Source organism: Microbacterium oleivorans, from assembly GCF_013389665.1.
Lineage (GTDB): Bacteria > Actinomycetota > Actinomycetes > Actinomycetales > Microbacteriaceae > Microbacterium > Microbacterium oleivorans_C.
Genome location: NZ_CP058316.1, coordinates 1,345,517 through 1,365,778 on the forward strand (window position 1 = coordinate 1,345,517; position 20,262 = coordinate 1,365,778).

Here is a 20,262-nt window from a genome sequence, read left to right on the forward strand (position 1 = left end):
GCACGCCGCTCAGCGCCAGTCGTACTCGGCGCGGAAGCCGAGCTCGCGCTGGATCCTGCGCGTCGACATTAGCGATTCGAACTCGCCGAGATCGTCCGCCACCGGGGTGCCCGGGAACCAGCGTTGCGCCACCGCGCGCGATGCGTCCCGCGTACCCGAGGTCGGCGCGGCGACGTTGTAGACGGCGAATCCGGGGCGGGCGGCGGCGAGCGCGAGGGCGACGGCGGCGGCCCCGTCGCGCGCGTCGATCCACGATCCGAGGAGGTCGCGGCGGTAGTCGGGCTCACCCGCGCGCTCGAAGGTGGCGTACTCGTCGGGGGCGACGACGTTGGTGAACCGGAGCGCGGTGATCGAGGCGTCCTCGCCCCAGCGCGCCATCTGTGCGGCCATCGCCTCCTCGACGACCTTGCCGAGCCCGTACGTGTTGTTGGCCGAGCTGTAGGTCTCGTCGACGGGGAGAGCCGGCGGCGCCTCGTCGAAGGGGAAGCCCATGGCGGTGATGCTCGAGGCGAACACGACCCGTCGGATGCCGGCGCGGTGGGCAGCGAAGAGCACATTGAAGGTGATCGCGACGTTGGTGTGGAACGTCGCCGCGTCCGGCACGAGACCGTTGACGGGGATCGCGGCGAGGTGAACCAGCGCCTCGAGCCCGGTGTGCCGGGCCGTGACGCCCAGCATCGCGTCGAGGGTCTGCCCGTAGTCCGCCAGGTCGACCCGGGTGAAGCCGGGCCCAGGGGTGCCCACCGTGTCGAACCCCACCACGTCGTGCCCGTCCGAGCGCAGCCGCTCGACCGTCGCCCGACCGAGCTTCCCGCCACTGCCTGTCACGCCGATCGTCATCGCCACATCCTTGATCCGGTCTGGTTTCGGCGCGGTGCGCCGGTGCATAATCATTCTATAGTGAAGATTGTTTACCTGGGAGGTCGGATGGCGAACGTCACTGCCGGACCCGGTGCCCGCCCGGCTCCGCCATCGAGCTCAGATGGCATCCTTGATGCACACGGCCCCACCCTCCCCCGGGTCGAATCTTGAACGGAGCACGCGTGTCGATGAGCCGCTACACCCGTCCGCACGACGGGCAGGTGCGCTTGATGACGAAGATCGCTCGGATGTACCACGAGCGGGGTGCGCGGCAAGCCGACATCGCCCAGGCGCTCAACATCTCGCAGGCGAAGGTGTCGCGCCTGCTCAAGCGCGCCGAGGCGGTCGGGATCGTCCGCACGATCGTCACGGTCGCGCCGGGCGTCTACACCGAGCTCGAGGAGCGCCTCGAGACCGCGTACGGGCTGACCGACGTCGTCGTCGTCGACGTCGACCCCGAGGCCGACGAGGCCGAGACCCTCGCCTCGATCGGAGCGGGCGCCGCCGCCTACCTCGAGGCGACCCTCTCGGGCACCGACCGCATCGGCGTCTCGTCGTGGAGCCAGACCATCCTCGCGATGGTCGATCGGATGCGGCCGCTGCCCACCCGGGGGGCCACCGAGGTCGTGCAGCTGCTGGGCGGCATGGGCGCGGCCGAGGCGCAGAGCCACTCCAACCGCATCCTGGGCGAGCTCGCCCGCATGCTCGGCGCCGAGCCGGTCTACGTTCCCGCGCCCGGCATCGTCGCGGGACCCGACATCCGCGACAGCCTGCTGTCGGGAGCCTCGATGCAGGACGTCACGCGTCGGTGGCGCGAGCTGACCATGGCGATCATGGGCATCGGCAGCGTCGAGCCCTCCGACGTGCTCGCCACCAGCGGCAACGCGTTCACGGACGAGGAGCGATCGCCGCTGCTGGCCGCGGGCGCCGTCGGCGACATCTGCCACCGGATCTTCCGAGCCGACGGCAGCCTCGTGCGCGGCGACATCGACGACCGCATCATCGCGATCCCCGTCGACGACCTGCACCGCATCCCCCGCCGTGTCGGCATCGCCGGCGGCCCGCGCAAGCTCGAGGCGATCCGCGGGGCCCTCGCCGGGGACTGGGTCACGACCCTGGTCACCGATCTGCGCACGGCCGAGAACCTCGCGGACTGATCGTCGACGGGTTCGCTCCGTCGGCTCAGGTCAGCGCGGCCGCGAGGCGCTCGACGCCCAGCCGCGGGCTGGTGAGCACCGGGACCGCGACCGAGACCGCATCGGCGGCGCCGGCCATCGAGGCCTGCGCCAGCACGATGACGTCGACCTCGGCGGCGGCGCGCTCGATGGCGGCGCCGACGAGACGGTCGTGGGTGGCGCGATCACCGGACGCCACGGCCTCGAAGGCCCCGTCGATGACCTCGTCGGTGATCTCGGGCTCGAGACCCGCCAGGGCGGCGCGCTCGCGGAGCAGGCCGATCGTCGGCCGGCTGGTCGTCGAGAGCGTCGCGAGCACCCGCACCCGACGGCCCGCACGAACGGCCGCGTCGGCCATCGCCTCGTCCACCCGCAGCACCGGGATGCCCGCTGCGGCGCCGGCGGGGGCGGCGAGCTCCGAGATCGACGAGCACGTGAACATCACCGCATCCGCGCCGCCGGACGCCGCCGCCTGCACGAGCGCATCGACGCGGCCGGGAACGGATGCCGAGCGCTGCGGGTCGCGCAGGTCGGCGACGATCTTGTCGTCGAGATAGTTCACCACCACCGCACCCGGCAGCAGCTCCCCGGCCAGCTCGCCGAACGGGGCGATGTTGACCGCTCCGGTGTGCAGGAACGCGATGCGCGTCATCGGGCTCATCCCTTCAGCGATCCGGCCGCCAGGCCGGCCATGATCTTCTTGTTCAAGAACACGAACACGACGAGCAGAACGATGATGTTGACGCTGATCGCCGCGAACAGCGGCCCGTACTGCGTCGACCCGTATTCGTCGGACAGGCTCAGCAGACCCACCTGGATGGTAGCGAGGTCGGGCTTGGTCGTGAAGGTCAGCGCGATCAGCAGGTCGTTGAAGACGCTGAAGAACTGGACGAGCCCGATCGTGAGCATCGAGTTCTTCATCAGCGGCAGCGCGATGACGAAGAAGGACCGCAGCGGGCTCGAGCCGTCCATCGTGGCCGCCTCGAATATCTCGCGCGGCACGGATCGGAAGTACGCCGCCATGAGGAACGTCGTCAGCGGGATGCCCATCGCCGTGTAGGTCAGGATCAGCGGCCAGAGCGAGTTGGTCAGCCCCGCCCGGAAGTAGACGGTGAACAGCGGCACGAGGATCATCTGCCCGGGCACCATGATGCCGGCGAGGATGAACAGCAGCACCGTGCGGCGGCCCTTCCAGATCATGACCTCGAGCACGTAGCCCGCGGCCACGCCCAGGAGGATGATCAGCGCCACCGAGGGGATGGTCACCAGCAGGCTGTTGCGGTAGTTGATGCCGACGTTGCCCCGGGTCAGCGCCGAGACGTAGTTGTCGAGCGTCCAGGTCTCCGGCAGCGCCCAGGTCGGGTTCTCGAAGAACTCCGTCTGGGTCTTGAAGGATCCGAGGATCATCCACAGCTGCGGATACATCACGACGATCAGCAGCACCGTCACCACCAGCCACACCGGGATGCGGCGCAGGGAGCGGCGGATGCGGCGCGCCGCGCTCGGCGCGGAGCCGGGGGCGGCGACCTTGCGCGACCGGGGTCGAGCCTGGGTCAGGGTCTGGGTGGCGGTCATCTCAGTCCTCCACGCGCTTGCTCGAGGAGCGGAACACGGTCAGCGTGAACACGAGGCACAGCAGGGTCAGCACGAGCGCGATCGTGCTGCCGTAGCCGTACTCGGCGTACTCGAACGCGGTGCGGTACATGTACAGGGTCAGCGGCGAGGTCGAGGTCCCCGGGCCGCCGCCGTTGAGGGCGAGCAGGCTGTCGAACACCTTGAGCGTGGAGTTGAGGCTGAAGATGATCGAGGAGAGCAGGATCGGCGCCGACAGCGGCACGATGATGTTCCGCACCAGCCGCAGGCCGCCCGCGCCGTCGAGGCGAGCCGATTCGATGATCTCGTCGGGGATGTCGAGGAGCCCCGTGTACAGCAGCACGGCGTAGAAGCCCATCGAGCTCCACAGCGTCATGACGATGGCGGTGGCCATGGTTCCGGCCGTCGAGGCCATGAACTCCACGCTGCTGCCGCCGAAGAAGTTGATGACGTCGTTGACAGGCCCCTGGTTGTCGCCCACGGCCACGAAACTGCGGAACAGCAGGGCCACGGCGACGGTGGGCAGCACCATGGGGAAGAACACCGCGGTGCGCACGAACGCCGATCCCTTGCGCAGCACGAACACGTACAGCAGCGCGAGCAGGTACCCGAACGTCACCTGAGACACGGTCGCGATCAGGGCGAAGCCGATCGTGACCCACAGCGACTGCAGCGCGGCGCCGTCGGTGGCGAAGGTCGTGAAGTTGTCGAACCCGACGAACTCGAACCCGCGCAGGGTGTTGCCCTGGAAGAACGAGAGCCCCAGCGACCACAGCACCGGAACGACCTTGAGCAGGACGTAGATGGCGAGGGGCGGGATGAGGAGGATGAGGATCGTCTTGCGGTCCCCGTAGACGCGGTTCATCGGCGCCGTCCTTCCGGAATCATGAGGGGGCCCGGCACCCGCGGACGGGGGCCGGGCCCGGGAACATCAGCCGTTGGCTTCGACGCTGGCCTGGAGGTCGGCCATGTACTGCTCGGGGGTCATCTGCCCCGTGGTCAGCAGCGTGACGTTGGTCGATGCGAGCGAGTTCGACTTCGCGTCCAGCAGAGCCTCGAACCACAGCACGGTCTCGGAGATCTCCGAGATCTTGTCCTGCACGAAGGCCGTGGTCTCGGGAACGTCGGTGACCTCGCCGTTGACCTTGAAGCCCGACAGCACGCCGGCGTCCTGCAGCGCCTGCTGCCCGTAGTTCTCGGCGATGCACGAGAACCAGTCCGCGACCTTCGGCCCGGCGAGCTTGGGGTTGGCGGCCATGGCCGTCCCCGCGTTGGCGGGCCACTGGTCGATCGTCCCGGCACCGCCGTCGACGGCCGGGAACGGCATGAAGCCGACGTTCTCGGCGCCGATCTGGTTCTGCTCCTCGTCGTTGATGTTGCTCAGCAGCCAGGTGCCGTCGTACTTCATGGCGGCCTTGCCGGTGAGGAAGGCCGCGGTGGCGGCATCCGGCTCGACGGAGTTGAAGCCGTCGCCGAAGAAGCCCTCCTCGGCCATGTCCTGCAGCGCCTGCGCACCGGCGACGTACTCCGGGTCGGTCAGCTTGGCGTTGCCGTCACGGATGTCGGTCATCGCCTCCGGACCGACGTTGCGGAAGATGTACATGCCCATGAGGCGGGTCAGCGGCCATCCCTGCGAACCCGCCTGGGCGAACGGCTGGTAGCCGGCGGCGGCGAGCTTCTCGCTCGCGGCGGTCAGCTCGTCGAAGGTCTGCGGCTCCTCGAGCCCGGCCTCGGCGAAGGCGGCCTTGTTGTACCAGATGCCCTCGAGGTTGTACTGGTAGGGCAGCGAGACCATCTGGCCGTAGACGTTGTTCACCGTCGAGGACGCAGCGGGCAGGATGTTGTCCCACGCGCCGGCCTCGGTCAGGAACTCCTCGTAGTCGAGCACCAGCTCGGCGACGCCCAGATCGCCGTCGGGCCGCACCATCGCGGTTCCGGCGATGAAGTGCGCCGGGAGGGCGTCCTGGCTGGCCAGCAGGGTGACCTTCTGCACGGTGTCGGCCTGCGCCGTCTTCTCGTGGACGAGCGGAAGGGCTTCGTTCTCGGCCTTGCACTGATCCGCTGCGAGCGCGTCCAGCTGCGCCTCGAGGGTCGGGTTCTCGTTGGCCGTGAGGACGGTGAACGTCTCGGGGTCGGTGCCGGAGAAGCTCCCGGCATCCTCACCGCCGCCGGAAGCGGCCGGGGCGCCGCCGCCGGCGCAGGCGGCGAGCGAGGCGATTGAGGCGAGCGCGAGACCGGTCACGATCATGCTGCGCCGCGGGCTGCGGATGTTCATAGCGTCCTCCTTGACGACGACCATGCAAAGGTGCGGGTACACCGATGACAGTAGGGACGAACCCGACGTGTGTCAACAGTCGGGGTTGAAATTCTATTCACTTTGTGGCTGAATCGGGTGAGCAGGCTCGCTTGCCGCCCCGTCGCGGCGGCACGAGACTGGACCGCACCTCGGAAGGAAGATCCATGTCCGTCACCCCCGCGCTCCGCGCGCATGCACAGCTGCGGCCGCTCGACGCCGAGCAGGCCCGCTGGGCGCGCGGCTTCTGGGGGACCGTGCACGATCGCACCCGCGACGTCACCGTTCCCCGCATCTGGGACTCCCTCAGCGATCCCGAGATCAGCCCGGGCCTGCGCAACTTCCGTCTCGCCGCGGGCCTCGAGTCGGGCACGCACGTCGGACCGCCCTTCATGGACGGCGACTTCTACAAATGGTTCGAGGCAGCCACGGCACGCCTCGAGACCGACCCCGACGACGAACTCGCCGACCGCCTGCAGCGCATCGCCGAGCTGATCGCCTCGGTCCAGCGCGCGGACGGCTACCTGCACACCCCCACCGTCATCGCGGAGCGCAACGACGAGGACGTCGTCGCCCTGGCCGATCGCTTCAACTTCGAGACCTACAACCTCGGGCACCTCATCACGGCGGGCGTGCGGCACTGGCAGGTCACCGGCAGCGAGACGCTGCTGGATGCCGCGAAGAAGGCCGCGTCGTTCCTCGAGACCCTCGCGACGCAGAAGCCGCTCGAACTCGCCCGCAGCGCCATCTGCCCGTCGCACTACATGGCCGTGATCGAGCTGTATCGCGCGACGGACGACGAGCGGTACCTGCGTCTGGCGGAGACGTTCGTGCGCGTCCGCGACGCCTTCGACGAGGGCGGCGACGACAATCAGGACCGCATCGCGGTGCGCGACCAGACCGTCGTGGCCGGGCACGCCGTGCGGGCCAACTACCTCTATGCGGGCCTGGCCGACCTCGTCGCCGAGACCGGCGACGAGGAGCTGACCGGAGTGCTCGAGCGGCTGTGGCACGACGTGGTCGACACGAAGCTCTACATCACCGGCGGCTGCGGCGCCCTCTACGACGGCGCATCCCCGGACGGCGACCCGTGGCAGAGCGAGATCAGCCGGGTGCACCAGGCCTACGGTCGGGCGTTCCAGCTGCCGCACACCACGGCCCACGCCGAATCGTGCGCGAACATCGGCATGATCTTCTGGAGCGAGCGCATGCTCGCCCTCACGGGTGACGCGAAGTACACCGACGTGATCGAGCAGATCGCCTACAACAGCCTGCTCGGCAGTGTCAGCCTCGCCGGCTCGGAGTACTTCTACACCAACGCCCTGCGACAGGTGCGTGACCTCCCCTACGACCTGCGCCGCCCCGGCGACACCGGACAGGCCGTCGTCCCCCCGCCGCCACCCTCGGACGAGCGCCTCCGCGAGCGCTATCTGTCGTGCTTCTGCTGCCCGCCCAACATCGCCCGCACGCTGGCGAGCTTCCACCAGCGCGCGGCCTCACTCTCGGACGACGGCCTGTTCGTCCATCTCTACGGCGGCAGCGACATCGACGTCGCCGACGACGCCGGGCGGCTCGCGCTGCGCGAGGACAGCGACTACCCCTGGCACGAGACCGTGACCTTCACAGTGGCCGCGGCCTCGGGCGCCCTCCCGCTGCACCTGCGCATCCCGGGCTGGTGCTCGGGGGCGGTCGCCACCGTCAACGGGACGCCCGTCCCGGTCTCGGGCGCCGGGACCTACACCCGCATCCAGCGTGAGTGGGCGGCCGGCGACGTGGTCGAGCTGACGCTCCCGATGCCGGTGCGCGTCCTGCGCGGCCACCGCCTCGCCGAGGAGCTCACCAACCAGGTCGCGGTCCAGCGCGGCCCAGTCGTCTACGCCCTCGAAAGCGCCGACCTGCCGGACGGCGTGCTGCTGGAGCAGGTCGCGCTCCGGCGCGGCGGCACCTTCGCCCCGGTGGAGATCGAGATCGACGGCGCCCGACTCACCGCTCTCGAGACCGAGGTGACGATCCTCCCCCTCGACGCCGACGCCGGGCTCTACGGCGACCTCGAGCAAGCACCGCTGCGTTCGCTCCCGGCGCGGCTCGTCCCGTATTTCGCGTGGGGCAATCGCGGCCCCGGCGAGATGTCGGTGTGGCTGCCGTTGGTCTGGTGAGCGCGACCATGGCTGCGGCATCCGTCATCGCGACGTACATCATCGAGACCTCACTCCCCCTCGCGCACGCCGCCGAGGTGCTGGCGGGGGAACAGTCCACCGGGACGTTCGTGCGCGTCGAGCGCGAGTCCGACGACCTGCGCGCGCGGTTCGCCGCGCAGGTCGAGAGCATCGAGGAGCTGCCCCTCACGGGCGCGTCGCCCCTGCCGGGCACGGTCGGCGATCCGAACGAGCGCCGACGGGCGCGGCTGCGGCTGCGCTTTCCGCTCGACAACTTCGGCCCATCGCTGCCGAATCTGCTCGCCGCCGTCGCGGGAAACCTGTTCGAGCTCAAGGAGCTCGCGGCGATCCGTCTCGTCGACCTCGACCTGCCGCCGGCCTTCGCCGACCGGTACGCCGGGCCGCAGTTCGGCGTCGCCGGGACGCGGCAGCTCATGGGCCGGAGCGAGGGCGCGATGATCGGCACGATCATCAAGCCGAGCATCGGCCTCGCGGCTGAAGACCTCGCCGAGGTGGTGGGCGAGCTCGCCGAGGCGGGCATCGACTTCATCAAGGACGACGAGCTGCAGGGCAACAACCCGTACACGCCGCTGGAGGCCCGCGTGAAGGCTGTCATGCCGGTGCTCGAGCGCTACGCGGACCGCACGGGACGCAAGCCCATGTACGCGTTCAACATCACCGATGACCTCGGGCGCCTCGAAGCCAACCACGATCTCGTCGTCCGCCACGGCGGGACGTGCGTCATGGCCTGCATCAACATGGTCGGCCTCGCGGGGCTGGAGTTCCTGCGCGGCCACGCCGAGGTGCCGATCCACGGACACCGCGCGATGCTCGGCGCCGTCGCCCGCAGCGAGCAGGTCGGCATCGCCTTCCGCGCCTGGCAGCAGCTGGCGCGCCTGTCGGGCGCCGATCACCTGCACACCAACGGCATCAGCAACAAGTTCTACGAATCCGACGCCCAGGTGCTCGACTCGATCGAGGCCGTGCGCACGCCCCTGCTGGGCCTCACCCCGACGGTGCCGGTGCTCTCGTCGGGCCAGTGGGCCGGGCTCGCGCATGCGACCTACGCCGCGGTCGGCTCGACCGACCTGCTGGTACTGTCCGGGGGAGGCATCCACGGGCACCCCGACGGAGCCGCCGCAGGCGTCGCGAGCATGCGCGAGGCATGGGCGTCGGCCGAGCGGGGCGAGCACGTCGACGCCGCCTATGCATCATCGTCCGCGCTCCGACGCGCGGCGGAGAGGTTCGGTCCGGTCCGTGTCTGATGTCCGCGGTGCATCGATCGCCGCGGCGTTCTACGGCGACGACTTCACCGGCAGCGTCGACGCCCTGCTGCAGTTCGCCCGCAACGGATGGAGCGGCCGGCTGTTCGTCGGCACCCCCTCCGCCGACGACCTGGCGGATGCCGCGGCAACGAGCGACGTCGTCGGCATCGCCGGGATCGCACGTTCGCTGCGCCCTGACGAGCTCGAGTCCGAGCTGCGTCCGGCGCTCGCGCAGCTGGCGTCGTTGCATCCCGCCGTCTTGCAGTACAAGGCGTGCTCGACCGCGGATTCCTCACCCGAGATCGGCAGTCTCGGCCGGGTGATCGAGGTCGGCCGGTCGGTCGTCGCGGATGCCGGCGGCACGGCGGTTCCGGTTCCGCTGCTGTTCGCGCAGCCGGACTTCGGGAGGTACACGGCCTTCGGACATCATTTCGCCGCCGAGCGCGGCACCGTCTACCGCCTCGATCGCCAGCCGACGATGTCGACCCACCCGGCGACGCCCATGACGGAGTCCGATCTCGCGGTGCACCTCGGGCGTCAGACCCACCTGCCGATCGCGTCCCTCGCCTTCCCGGCGTACACCTCTCCCCCCGAGCTGGCAGCCGCGCTCGAGGGCAGCTCGGCCGCCGGGGTCGTTCTCGACGCGCTCGACGCCTCTCACCTCGAGGTGGTCGGTGCGGCGATCGCCCACCTCGCTGCCTCGGTCGACGGTCCGGTCTTCGCCATCGGCTCGGGCGGCCTCAGCTGGGGGCTGAGTGCCACGGGTCGCCGCGATGCGGAGCCGATCCCAACGGGGTCGACCGCGACCGGCCCGGTGCTCGTCGTGTCCGGCAGCAGATCGCCCACCACCCGCCGGCAGGCTGACGCGGCCGACGCCGCCGGCTGGCTGGTGCGCCCGCTGGGGCTCGGCGCGCACGACACCGTCGACGACGTGCTGACCGCGCTCGCGTCCGGTCGGAGCGTCGCGCTGACCTCGGACGATGCCCTCGAAACGGGCGACGCAGGGACGGGGGCCGGCGATGCGCTGCTCGAGACGATCGCTGCAGCCGCCGCATCCGTCGTGCTCAGCGCGGCCCGAGCGGGGGCGACGCGGCGGGTGATCGTGTGCGGCGGCGACACGTCGAGCCGCGTGACGGCGCTACTCGGCGCGCGTTCGCTGTCGATCGCCGCGAACCCGTGGAGCAACGTCGTGCTGCTGCGCGCCCACGCCGACGACCCGGCGGTCGACGGCCTGGAGCTGTTGCTCAAGGGTGGCCAGGTCGGCGACGACGACCTCTTCGAACGTGTCCGGGACCTCGCCCGCTGACGCACCCGGGCCGGGTCAGCGTTCCGGTGTATCGCGGCGGCGCCCCGCCCGGTTCGCACCGCCCGCCCGCGCGCCCGGGCCGACGATGCGCTCGAACGATTCCGGCAACTCGACGTTGACCGGGGCACCGACGAACAGCGGCGCCACCTCATCGGGCACGTAGCCCGCGATGCCGCACCCGATCTCGGTGACGAGGAACGTCAGGTCCGGATGCGCCGCCGCGTACTCGCAGAAGCGCGAGACACCGGTGGCGAGCGCATCGGCGCCGCTCATCGTGTCGATCGCGTAGCTCTGCCCGTGGTGACCGTGCCCCTCACCCCAGACCGCCCCGAACCTCTCGTACGCCGCACGCGCGGCCCCCGCGCCATGCGCACCCGCCGCGTTGGATCCGAAGACGAACACCTCGTGGCCCGCGAGCTCGGTGATGATCTTCGCGGTGCTCATGCCGCTCCCCTCGTCGGTCGCCCGGTCGACCCACCGTAGCGCCCGGGTCCGCGCACCGACAGGTCCCGCGGGCACTCCCTGCGCCCTTTCGGCTGTTCGCGCAATCCCGTCGCCGACACGCCTGCTCCGTGTGACGATGTCGCCCATGGACTATGAGCAGCTCGGACGAACCGGCACCTCCGTCTCCCGGATCGTGCTCGGCACGATGAATTTCGGCGACCGCACCTCCGAGGAGGATGCGTTCGCCATCATGGACCGGGCGCTGGAGCTCGGCATCAACTTCTTCGACACCGCCAACGCCTACGGGGGTGCGAGCGGACGCGGCGCCACGGAGGAGATCATCGGCCGGTGGTTGACGGCGCGGCCCGGCGTGAGGGACGACCTCGTCCTGGCGACCAAGGTGCACTCGCCCATGCGAGACCGCGACGGCGGCGGCAGCGTCGTCAACGCCCGCGGAGCATCGGCGTGGCAGGTGCGGCGCGAGGCCATCGCCTCCCTGCGCCGGCTGCAGACGGACCGCATCGACCTCTATCAGTTCCACCACATCGACCGGCACATCTCCTGGCACGAGCTCTGGCAGTCGATGGAGGTGCTCGTCGCAGGCGGTGAGGTGGTCTACACCGGCAGCTCGAACTTCGCGGCGTGGAACATCGCGCAGGCGAACGAGATCGCGGCGCAGCGACACTTCCTCGGTCTGGTCAGCGAGCAGTCGCTGTACAACCTGACGCAGCGTTCGATCGAGCTCGAGGTCATCCCCGCCGCGCAGAGCTACGGCCTCGGCATCCTCCCCTGGTCGCCTCTCGCGGGCGGCCTCCTGAGCGGCGGATCGAAGGATGCCGAAGCACGTTCGGCGGCCGAGGGCATCAGATCGCAGCGCGAGGAGCGGGGAGCCCAACTCGACGCGTACGAGTCCTTCGCGAGGGAGCGCGGATGGACTCCCTCCGCGCTCGGTCTCGCCTGGCTCTTGCACCAGCCCGGCGTCACGGGCCCCATCGTCGGTCCGCGTACGGTGCAGCAGCTCGAGTCCGCGGTGTCGGCGCTCGACATCTCCCTGAGCGCAGACGACCTGGCGGCGCTCGATGAGATGTTCCCCGGCCCCGGCGGGCAGGCGCCCGAAGCCTACGCCTGGTAGACCCGGCAGCGCACGGGGCGGTCAGCCCGCCGACAGGCGCAGCGACCACTCCGTGCGCTCCCGGCGCAGGCGGTACTGCTCGGGAAGCGCCGGACCGACCGATGCCGAGCCGATACCCTGCTGACCGGCGTCGAGGTTGAGCCACACCCGGCCGGTGTCGCGCAGTTCGTGGGGTTTGTCGGCCCGTTCGAGGTCGAGCGAGGTCCACCGCCGCGCCGTGAAGTCGAACACGGGACGCCCCTCCACGCGGAGGGCCGGCGCCGCGTCGCCTCCGATGCGGAGCCACCGCGTCGCGATGTGGTTGCCGTTCTCCTGCGGCACCGGGTACGAGGTCTGCAGCGCATCGACGGTCCGGGCGAACCGGCCCAGCCGCGAGCCCTCGAAGGAGTCGACGTAGGTCTCACCCGGCCCACGACCGAACCACTCCACCCGGTCGGCGCCGCCCGGCAGCGAGAACAGCAGGCCCATCCGGGGCAGCCAGATGTCGCGATGCAGGTACGGGGTGTCGTCCCACGACCCGTCGAAGTCGACGGCGACATCGAGTGCGAGTCCGTCGCCGTCGGCGCGCCAGAGCATCGTCCACAGCAGGCCGTGCGGGTGGGTCGACGGCGCGGTTCGGCCGCGGACCCGCAGGATGCCGGCGTCGACGGCGATCTCGTCGACGCGGTGCTGCATGCGGTTCATCCCCGTCTTGCGCCACACCGCGGCGAGATCGTTGAGATCGCCCTGCCCGTGGTCGTTCTCGGTCGGCGCGCGATGCGGATCGAGCCACGGTCCGTCGATCTCGAGATCGCCCAGTCGCCGGAGCCGACCGGTGTCGGCGTCGAAGACGCCTGGGCCGATGCGGATCCCACCGGCATCCGGGGCTGCGGTCCCGCTCGCCGGCTGAGCCGTGGCGGAGGTCTCGACGGTGTGGCGCGTGAGCGCGGGCGCGACGGATGTGACGAGTTCGTGCTGCGCCCAGGCGATGACGTGTCCGGCCTCGGCCCACGACGTGGCGTCCGCGAGCGCGGCCTCGATGGTCAGGATGCGCGGCGGGGCGCCCTCGCCCGACGGACCGAGCGAGGGCGCGGGCGACGGCATCCGCACCGCATCGCCCGCCGCGATGAGCGGCACCTCCCACGCCCCCGAGTCCGTCTCGAGCCCGTCGACCTCGATGATCCATCGCCAGGCGATGTCGGCGGTGTCGGCGCTGTGCCTCTCGTTGACGATGTCGACGCCGTCGTCGTCGATCGAGATGAGCAGCGGCGCATGCGCCTTCGCGAGCTCGACGAGGCCGGGCGTGGGCGTCCGGTCGCTGAAGACGAGCCCGTGCAGGCTGAAGCGGCCGCCGCGCGGTTCGTAGTCGACGTCGTCGCCGTGCATCACGAACGGGATGCCGTCGGGGGTCGCCGCCGAGAGGCCGTGATCGATCCACTCCCACACGAAGGCCCCGCAGAGCCGGTCGTGGGCGCGGATGATGCGCCAGTAGTCCTGCAGCGAGCCCGGGCCGTTGCCCTGCGCGTGCGCGTACTCCACCAGCAGGAAGGGCAGGCCGCGGCGGCGTTCGTCGTCGGCGTCGGTGACCTCCCCCGGGCGCGACGCCGCCGGCGGAGTCGCGGGTGCGGCGGCATCCGCGTCCCGACCCGAGGCGTCGAACACGAGGCCGTGCATGCCCAGGCGCCCGCCCCGCGGCTCCTCGCGGCGGCCGATCTGATCGAGCAGCTCGAGCGAGGGGTACATCAGCGAGTAGAAGTCCGAGTCGCGGTAGCTGGGGTCGCGCTCGTAGAGCACGGCCCGCGAGGGGTCGCGCTGGTCGAGCCAGCGGCGCATCTCGCCGAAGGTCTCGCCCACCCAGCTCTCGTTCGCGAGCGACCAGACCACGATGCTCGGGTGGTTCTTGTCGCGCTCGACGGTGCGGCGCAGGCGGTCCATGAGCGCTCCCCGCCACGCCGGCTCGGCCGGGGGGTTGCCCTCCCAGCCCGCGTAGATGAACCCGTGCGTCTCGAGGTCGCACTCGGCCACGACCCACAGGCCGTACTCGTCGCACAGGCGCAGGAACTCGGGATGCGGCGGGTAGTGGCTCGTGCGGACGGCGTCGATGTTCGCCTGCTTCATCATGACGATGTCGCGCACCATCGTGGCACGATCGAGCGTGCGGCCGGTGTCGGGGTGGTGCTCGTGGCGGTTCACGCCGCGGAACGTGACCGCCCGCCCGTTCACGGTGAAGACGCCGTCGACGATCTCGACGTGGCGGAACCCGACCGCGAGGTCGACCCGCTCCCCGCCCGAGCTCAGCGTGCCGCGGTACAGGCGGGGCGTCTCGGCGCTCCACGGCTCGACCGGGACCGATGCCGTGTGCCCCACGGGCATGCGGATGCCGAGCTCGGGGATCTCCACGACGCCGTCGGCGGAGGCCTCGACGCGCAGCGTGCCGAGCCCGGTGGCGTGGGCGTAATCGGCGTGCACGAAGTGATCGTCGACGGCCTCGTCGGGTCGGGCGATCAGCTCGACCTCGCGGAAGATGCCCGGCAGCCACCACATGTCCTGGTCCTCGAGGTAGGTGCCGCTCGACCAGCGGTGCACCCGCACCGCCAGGACGTTCCGCCCGGGCCGCGTCGGGGCGTCGAACTCGAAGGGGAGCCGGCTGCCCCCCGACCAGCCGAGCTCCACCCCGTTGAGCCACACCTTCGCGCACGAGTCGACGCCCTGGAACCGGAGGACGGCACGCTCGAAACCCGCCGGGACCTCGAACTCGAGGCGGTAGTCGCCGGTGGGGTTCTCCGACGCGACGCGGGGCGGATCGAGCGGGATGGGATAGGCGGTGTTCGTGTACAACGGCCCCTCCGCGGTGCCGCGCAGCGACCGGGCGGGACCGCCCGCGAGGGGGGTGACCTCCTCGAGCACCCAGTGGGCGGGTACCCGGATCTCATCCCAGTCGCCGTCGTCGAAGTCGTCGGAGACGAAGGCCTCCCCCGTGCCGAGAGCCGTCGGGGAGAGCCGGAACCGCCACCGACCGGAAAGGTCGAGGGTGGGTGCGTCGGTGCGCGCGTCCGCGCGCGGGGCGCGGCATCCGGCGCTCGGCTCCGTGCTCTCCCAGTAGTTCACCCGATGTCCTCCGGATCGTCGATGGTGGTGGGGGCGGGCCCGAGCGCCTCGAGCTCGGCCCAGATCCCCTCGGGGATCTCTGTGTCGCGCAGCTCGACCAGCTGCCGCAGGCGCTCCGTGGACGACACGCCGACGATCGTGGAGTCCACGAGCGGCGAGCGCAGCGAGAAGTGCAGGGCGACCGCGCGCAGCGGCACCGCGTGCGCGGCGCAGACGTGCTCGGCGCGGGCGACCCAGTCGATGAGCTCGGGGGGCGCGGGCCGGTAGCCGTAGCTGGCGCCCTCGCGCGCTCCGTGCGCGAGGATGCCGGCACCGAAGGGCGCGGCATTGAACACCCCCATGCCGCGGCTGCGGGCCGCCGCGAACAGGGGTGCGGCGCTCTGGTCGACGAGGGTGAAGCGGTTGTGCGAGAGCACGACATCGAACAGGTCGGTCTCGACGTAGGCCGTCATCAGGGCGATGGGGCCGGCGGCGATGCCGATGGCGTCCACGGCGCCGGCCTCCTTCAACTCCCGCAGGCCGGCCAGCGCCCCACCGGGGGCGGTGGCCTCGGAGAAGGTGACGGAGTAGGGGTCGTGCAGGTGCAGCACCTCGACCCGGTCGAGGCCCAGCCGGGCCAGGCTCTCTTCGTACGAGCGCAGGACGCGGTCGCGGTCGAAGCGTCCGGTCTCGGGGTCGCGGTCGACCTTCGTCGCGATGCGGGCGGCGGGCTCGTCGGCCACCTCGGCCCGGGCGATGCCGAGCACCGCCTCCGAGCGACCACCCGCGTACTCGTTCGAGGTGTCGACGACGGGGAAGGGACCGGTGAGGAACGCGCGGGCGTGCCCGACCGCGGTCTGCTCCTCGACGGAGCCGGGCGCGGTGTCCCTGCCGAGTCCGGAGGTGCCGACCGTGATGTCGCCGACGGGGATGCCGGTGTCTCCGAGAACGCGCGGGTGCGGGGTGTTCTGGTCTGGGCTGCTCTGCCGCATGGTGAATATCCATTCTATAATGAATGCGATGTCATCCTACTGATCGGGGACAACGATGGCGACTCCCATGCTGGCCCACCCTCTGTCCGATCCGGACGTCTCGGCGCTGACGGCGGCGCTCGGCGACGCCGGATCGGTGTCGACGCGGGCGCTCGACCGCGTCGCTCAGGCCTCCGACGCGTCGCACGTGCTCCTCACCCCGAGCGCGATCGCGACGGCCGACGACGCCGACGCGGTCGCACGTCTGCTGCGCGCGGCCTCGGAGCGGCGGATGCCGGTGACCTTCCGCTCCGGCGGCACGAGCCTGTCCGGGCAGAGCGCGACCGACGGGCTGCTGGTCGACGTGCGCCGCGGGTTCCGGCGCGTCGACGTGCTCGACGGCGGCCGACGCGTCCGTGCGCAGCCCGGTGCCACGGTGCGCCAGGTGAACACGCGCCTCGCCCGCCACGGGTACCGCCTGGGCCCCGACCCGGCCAGCGAAGCGGCCTGCACGATCGGCGGGGTCGTCAGCAACAACTCCAGCGGTATGGCGTGCGGCACCGTCGAGAACACCTATCGCACCCTCGAGTCCCTCGTCTTCGTGCTCCCCTCCGGCACCGTCGTCGACACCGCCGCGCCCGACGCCGACGCCCGGCTCCGCGCGGCCGAGCCCGACCTCGTCGCCGGCCTCGAACGACTCCGACGCCGGGTGATCTCGAACCCGGCGAGCGTCGCGATCATCGAACGCTCCTTCTCGATGAAGAACACGATGGGCTACGGCGTCAACGCCTTCCTCGACCACGACTCCCCCGCCGAGCTGCTCGCCCACCTCCTCGTCGGCAGCGAGGGCACGCTCGCCTTCGTCGCCGAGGCCACCTACCGCACCGTTGCGATCCGCCCGCGCATCGCGACCACCCTCGCGGTCTTCCGCGACCTCGAGGCGGCCACCCGCGCCCTGCCCGACCTCGTCGACGGCGGCGCGGCCACGCTCGAGCTCATGGACGCCACCAGCCTCCGCGTCGGTCAAGGCCTGCGCGATGCACCCGACGCCATCCGAGGGTTCACCGTCGAGGACCACGCGGCACTGCTCATCGAGTACCACGCCGGCTCCGACGACGAGCTCGATGCGCTCATCGCGGGCGGGGCTCGGCTCCTCGCCGCGCAGCCCCTCCTCGCCCCGGCCGCGCTGTCGAGCGACGTCGCCGCTCGCGCGGCCGCGTGGAAGCTCCGCAAGGGCCTCTACGCCTCGGTGGCCGGAGCACGACCGAGCGGTACGACGGCCCTGCTCGAGGACATCGTCGTCCCCGTCCCCGCCCTCGCGACGACCTGCGGGGCGCTGCAGGAGCTGTTCGCGCGCTACGACTACCGCGACAGCGTGATCTTCGGCCACGCCAAGGACGGCAACATCCACTTCATGCTGACCGACCGGTTCGAGACCGACGACCAGCTGGCGCGCTACGCGGGCTTCACCGAGGCCATGGTCGACCTGGTGCTCGCCGCGGGCGGCAACCTCAAGGCCGAGCACGGCACCGGGCGCGTGATGGCGCCCTACGTGCGGCGCCAGTACGGCGACGAGCTCTACGACGTGATGATGCAGCTCAAGCGGCTGTGCGACCCCGCCGGCATCCTGAATCCGGGCGTGATCATCGACGACGACCCCGCAGCCCACCTGAAGAACATCAAGCTCGCCGAGACGGTCGAGGCCGAGGTCGATCGCTGCGTCGAGTGCGGCTACTGCGAACCCGTCTGTCCGAGCAAGGACCTCACCCTCACGCCGCGCCAGCGGATCGTGGCGCGGCGCGCGATCGCGCGGGCGGAAGCCGCCGGCGACGGACCGCTCGTGGCCGAGCTCGAGCGGGATTACGACTACGCGGGCATCGACACCTGTGCCGTCGACGGCATGTGCCAGACGGCGTGTCCGGTGCTGATCAACACCGGCTCCCTCGTCAAGCGACTGCGGCGCGAAGGGGCGAGCCCCGGCGCCGACGCGGCCTGGGCGGGCGCCGCGCGCGGCTGGGGCGCCGTGACACGGGCGGCGTCGACCGCCCTGAGCGTGGCGGATCGGGTTCCCGCGGCCGCCGTCACCGCGGTCACCGATGTCGGTCGCGCCGTCGTGGGAGCCGACACGCTGCCCCGGTACGACGCCGACCTCCCCCGAGGCGGACGCGCCCGGGGCCGTCTCGGGTCGCACGTCGGCCCATCGGGCGCCGAGCCCGCCGCGGTGTTCCTCCCGGCGTGCGTGAACACGATGTTCGGCCCGGCCGACACCGGAACCGCCACCGGCGCGGGCCCGGGCATCGGGGCGACCGAGGCCTTCCGCCGGCTGGCCGAGCGTGCCGGCGTGGCGCTCGTGGTGCCGAACGGCGTCGACGGGCTGTGCTGCAGCACGCCGTGGACATCGAAGGGCCACGCCCCCGGGCGCGAGGTCATGTCGTCACGCGTCGTCGCGGCCGTGCGATCGGCGAGTCGAGACGGCGTGCTGACGGTCGTGACGGACGCCTCGAGCTGCACCGAGGGCTTCGTCCATCTCCTCTCCGACGCGGGCGTGAGCGTGCGCGTCGAGGACGCCGTCGCGTTCGCGCAGCGCGAGCTGCTCCCCCGCCTCGCGCTGCCGGCGCCGCGGATCGCCACCCTCGCGCTGCATCCCACGTGCTCGTCGGCGCAGCTCGGACTCGACCCCGCCCTGCGCTCGCTCGCCGCGAGCGTGGCGCGGGAGGTCGTGGTGCCCGACGCCTGGGGCTGCTGCGCCTACGCGGGCGACCGCGGGATGCTGCATCCCGAGCTGACCGCCTCGGCCACCGCAGCCGAGGCGGCCGAGGTGGTCGCCCTGGGCGCCGAAGCCCACGCGTCGTGCAACCGCACGTGCGAGCTGGGCATGACCCGCGCGACGGGAGCTCCGTACCGCCACGTGCTCGAGCTGCTCGAGGAGGCCACGCGTCCGTGACGACGCCGGGCGCCGGATCAGCCGCCGGTGGAGTCGCGGACGATGAGCTGCGGGCGGAACCGCACCTGGCGCTCGTGGTCGCCGTCGGGGGCGTCGAGTCCCTTGAGGAGCAGATCGACCGCGCGGTAGCCGATCTCGTGGGCGGGCTGGCGGATGGAGCTCAGCGGCACGACCGTGGCCGAGGCGAAGTCGATGTCGTCGTAGCCGATGAGGGCGACGTCGCCCGGCACCCGTACCCGGCCCAGCACCGAGAACGCCTGCAGCACGCCGACGGCGAGGAGGTCGTTCGCCGCGAACACGGCATCCACGCGTGCGCGCTCGTCGCGCTCGCGCAGCGCCTCACCGGCCGCGCGACCGTGCAGCACCGACAGCGCCGGCACGGCGACCTCTTCGAGCGAGGCGTCCGCGACCTCGGCGACGGCTCGACGGGCACCCTCGAGGCGATCGGCCACCTGACGGATCGACACCGGTCCGCGGACGAAGGCGATCCGGCGGCGACCGCGGGCGAGCAGGTGCGCGACCGCCAGGTACCCGCCCTCGACGTCGTCGACGGCGACCGACGCGAAGGTGCCGTCGGCGACCTCGCGGTCCACGAGCACGACCGGCACGCCGCCCGTCTGCAGGGCGCGGAGCTTGTCGAGGTCGTCGCCGGCGGGGGTGACGAGCACGCCGTTGACACGCTGCTCGCGGAAGAGGTCGAGGTGGGCGGACTCGCGGGCGGGATTCTCGTCGCTCGCGCTCAGCAGCACGGCCATCCCGCTCTCGGCGGCGCGCGTCTCGGCGCCGCGGGCGACCTCGGCGAAGAACGGGTTGCCGATGTCGAGCACGACGAGGCCGATCGACCTGCTGCGCCCCGCGCGCAGCTGACGCGCCGCGTCGTTGCGCACGAAACCGAGGTCGGCGATCGCCTGCTGCACGCGCACGACCATCTCGGGCGAGACGCGCGTCGGGTTGTTGAGGACGTTCGAGACCGTCCCCACCGACACGGATGCCGCGACCGCGACATCCCGCACGCTCACTGCCATGCGGTCCACCGTAGCGCGCGGCGGCTTCGCG

Annotated in this window: 15 protein-coding genes; 6 read left to right on the forward strand and 9 right to left on the reverse strand. The window is 71.4% G+C overall.

Annotated features, from left to right (window positions below; genetic code table 11):
- Positions 1–9: 9 nt before the first annotated feature.
- On the reverse strand, positions 10–840 hold the full coding sequence (locus tag HW566_RS06485; protein ID WP_178011395.1) for an NAD-dependent epimerase/dehydratase family protein: 831 nt from the start codon (positions 838–840) through the stop codon (positions 10–12).
- A gap of 209 nt (positions 841–1,049) precedes the next feature.
- Between HW566_RS06485 and HW566_RS06490 the strand changes: the two genes are divergently transcribed.
- Positions 1,050–2,018, forward strand: coding sequence for a sugar-binding transcriptional regulator (locus HW566_RS06490; RefSeq protein WP_178011397.1), 969 nt, complete (start codon positions 1,050–1,052; stop codon positions 2,016–2,018).
- Positions 2,019–2,043: 25 nt separating this feature from the next.
- On the opposite strand, the gene HW566_RS06495 is transcribed toward HW566_RS06490, so the two are convergent.
- The 4 genes from HW566_RS06495 to HW566_RS06510 all read right to left on the reverse strand — a co-directional run bounded on the left by HW566_RS06495 (position 2,044) and on the right by HW566_RS06510 (position 5,904).
- The gene (locus HW566_RS06495; protein ID WP_178011399.1) at positions 2,044–2,688 is read right to left on the reverse strand and encodes an aspartate/glutamate racemase family protein; all 645 of its coding nucleotides are present in this window, start codon (positions 2,686–2,688) and stop codon (positions 2,044–2,046) included.
- 5 nt (positions 2,689–2,693) lie between these two features.
- Complete coding sequence (locus HW566_RS06500) at positions 2,694–3,611, reverse strand: carbohydrate ABC transporter permease (protein WP_178011401.1); 918 nt, start codon at positions 3,609–3,611, stop codon at positions 2,694–2,696.
- Position 3,612: 1 nt separating this feature from the next.
- Positions 3,613–4,494, reverse strand: coding sequence for a carbohydrate ABC transporter permease (locus HW566_RS06505; protein WP_178011403.1), 882 nt, complete (start codon positions 4,492–4,494; stop codon positions 3,613–3,615).
- 66 nt (positions 4,495–4,560) lie between these two features.
- A complete protein-coding gene (locus HW566_RS06510; RefSeq protein ID WP_178011405.1) occupies positions 4,561–5,904 on the reverse strand; it encodes an ABC transporter substrate-binding protein in 1,344 nt (447 codons plus the stop codon).
- 185 nt (positions 5,905–6,089) lie between these two features.
- Here HW566_RS06510 and HW566_RS06515 point away from each other — a divergent pair, with 185 nt between their 5' ends.
- From HW566_RS06515 to HW566_RS06525, 3 genes are read left to right on the forward strand one after another with little or no spacing between them, the layout of a single operon-like run.
- On the forward strand, positions 6,090–8,078 hold the full coding sequence (locus tag HW566_RS06515) for a glycoside hydrolase family 127 protein (RefSeq protein ID WP_178011407.1): 1,989 nt from the start codon (positions 6,090–6,092) through the stop codon (positions 8,076–8,078).
- Positions 8,075–9,343: a RuBisCO large subunit C-terminal-like domain-containing protein gene (locus HW566_RS06520; RefSeq protein WP_256728903.1), complete on the forward strand. Its 1,269-nt coding sequence runs from the start codon at positions 8,075–8,077 to the stop codon at positions 9,341–9,343. The genes HW566_RS06515 and HW566_RS06520 overlap by 4 nt, the downstream gene beginning before the upstream one ends.
- Positions 9,336–10,649 (forward strand): four-carbon acid sugar kinase family protein, encoded by a 1,314-nt coding sequence (locus tag HW566_RS06525; RefSeq protein WP_256728904.1) that lies wholly within the window; start codon positions 9,336–9,338, stop codon positions 10,647–10,649. Before HW566_RS06520 ends, HW566_RS06525 begins: the two co-directional genes overlap by 8 nt.
- Positions 10,650–10,664: 15 nt before the next feature.
- On the opposite strand, the gene HW566_RS06530 is transcribed toward HW566_RS06525, so the two are convergent.
- Positions 10,665–11,093, reverse strand: a complete 429-nt coding sequence (locus HW566_RS06530; RefSeq protein ID WP_218621655.1) for an A1S_2505 family phage non-structural protein — start codon at positions 11,091–11,093, stop codon at positions 10,665–10,667.
- 145 nt (positions 11,094–11,238) lie between these two features.
- Between HW566_RS06530 and HW566_RS06535 the strand changes: the two genes are divergently transcribed.
- A complete protein-coding gene (locus HW566_RS06535; RefSeq protein WP_178011411.1) occupies positions 11,239–12,225 on the forward strand; it encodes an aldo/keto reductase in 987 nt (328 codons plus the stop codon).
- A 21-nt stretch (positions 12,226–12,246) separates the two neighbouring features.
- On the opposite strand, the gene HW566_RS06540 is transcribed toward HW566_RS06535, so the two are convergent.
- Together HW566_RS06540 and HW566_RS06545 are read right to left on the reverse strand one after the other, a co-directional pair.
- Positions 12,247–15,312 (reverse strand): glycoside hydrolase family 2 TIM barrel-domain containing protein, encoded by a 3,066-nt coding sequence (locus HW566_RS06540; RefSeq protein WP_178011413.1) that lies wholly within the window; start codon positions 15,310–15,312, stop codon positions 12,247–12,249.
- A complete protein-coding gene (locus HW566_RS06545) occupies positions 15,309–16,283 on the reverse strand; it encodes an aldo/keto reductase (RefSeq protein ID WP_178011414.1) in 975 nt (324 codons plus the stop codon). The genes HW566_RS06540 and HW566_RS06545 overlap by 4 nt, the downstream gene beginning before the upstream one ends.
- Positions 16,284–16,350: 67 nt before the next feature.
- Here HW566_RS06545 and HW566_RS06550 point away from each other — a divergent pair, with 67 nt between their 5' ends.
- Positions 16,351–19,206, forward strand: a complete 2,856-nt coding sequence (locus HW566_RS06550) for an FAD-binding and (Fe-S)-binding domain-containing protein (RefSeq protein WP_256728905.1) — start codon at positions 16,351–16,353, stop codon at positions 19,204–19,206.
- Positions 19,207–19,223: 17 nt separating this feature from the next.
- Here HW566_RS06550 and HW566_RS06555 read toward each other — a convergent pair whose 3' ends face one another.
- A complete protein-coding gene (locus HW566_RS06555) occupies positions 19,224–20,231 on the reverse strand; it encodes a LacI family DNA-binding transcriptional regulator (protein ID WP_178011418.1) in 1,008 nt (335 codons plus the stop codon).
- Positions 20,232–20,262: the final 31 nt, after the last annotated feature.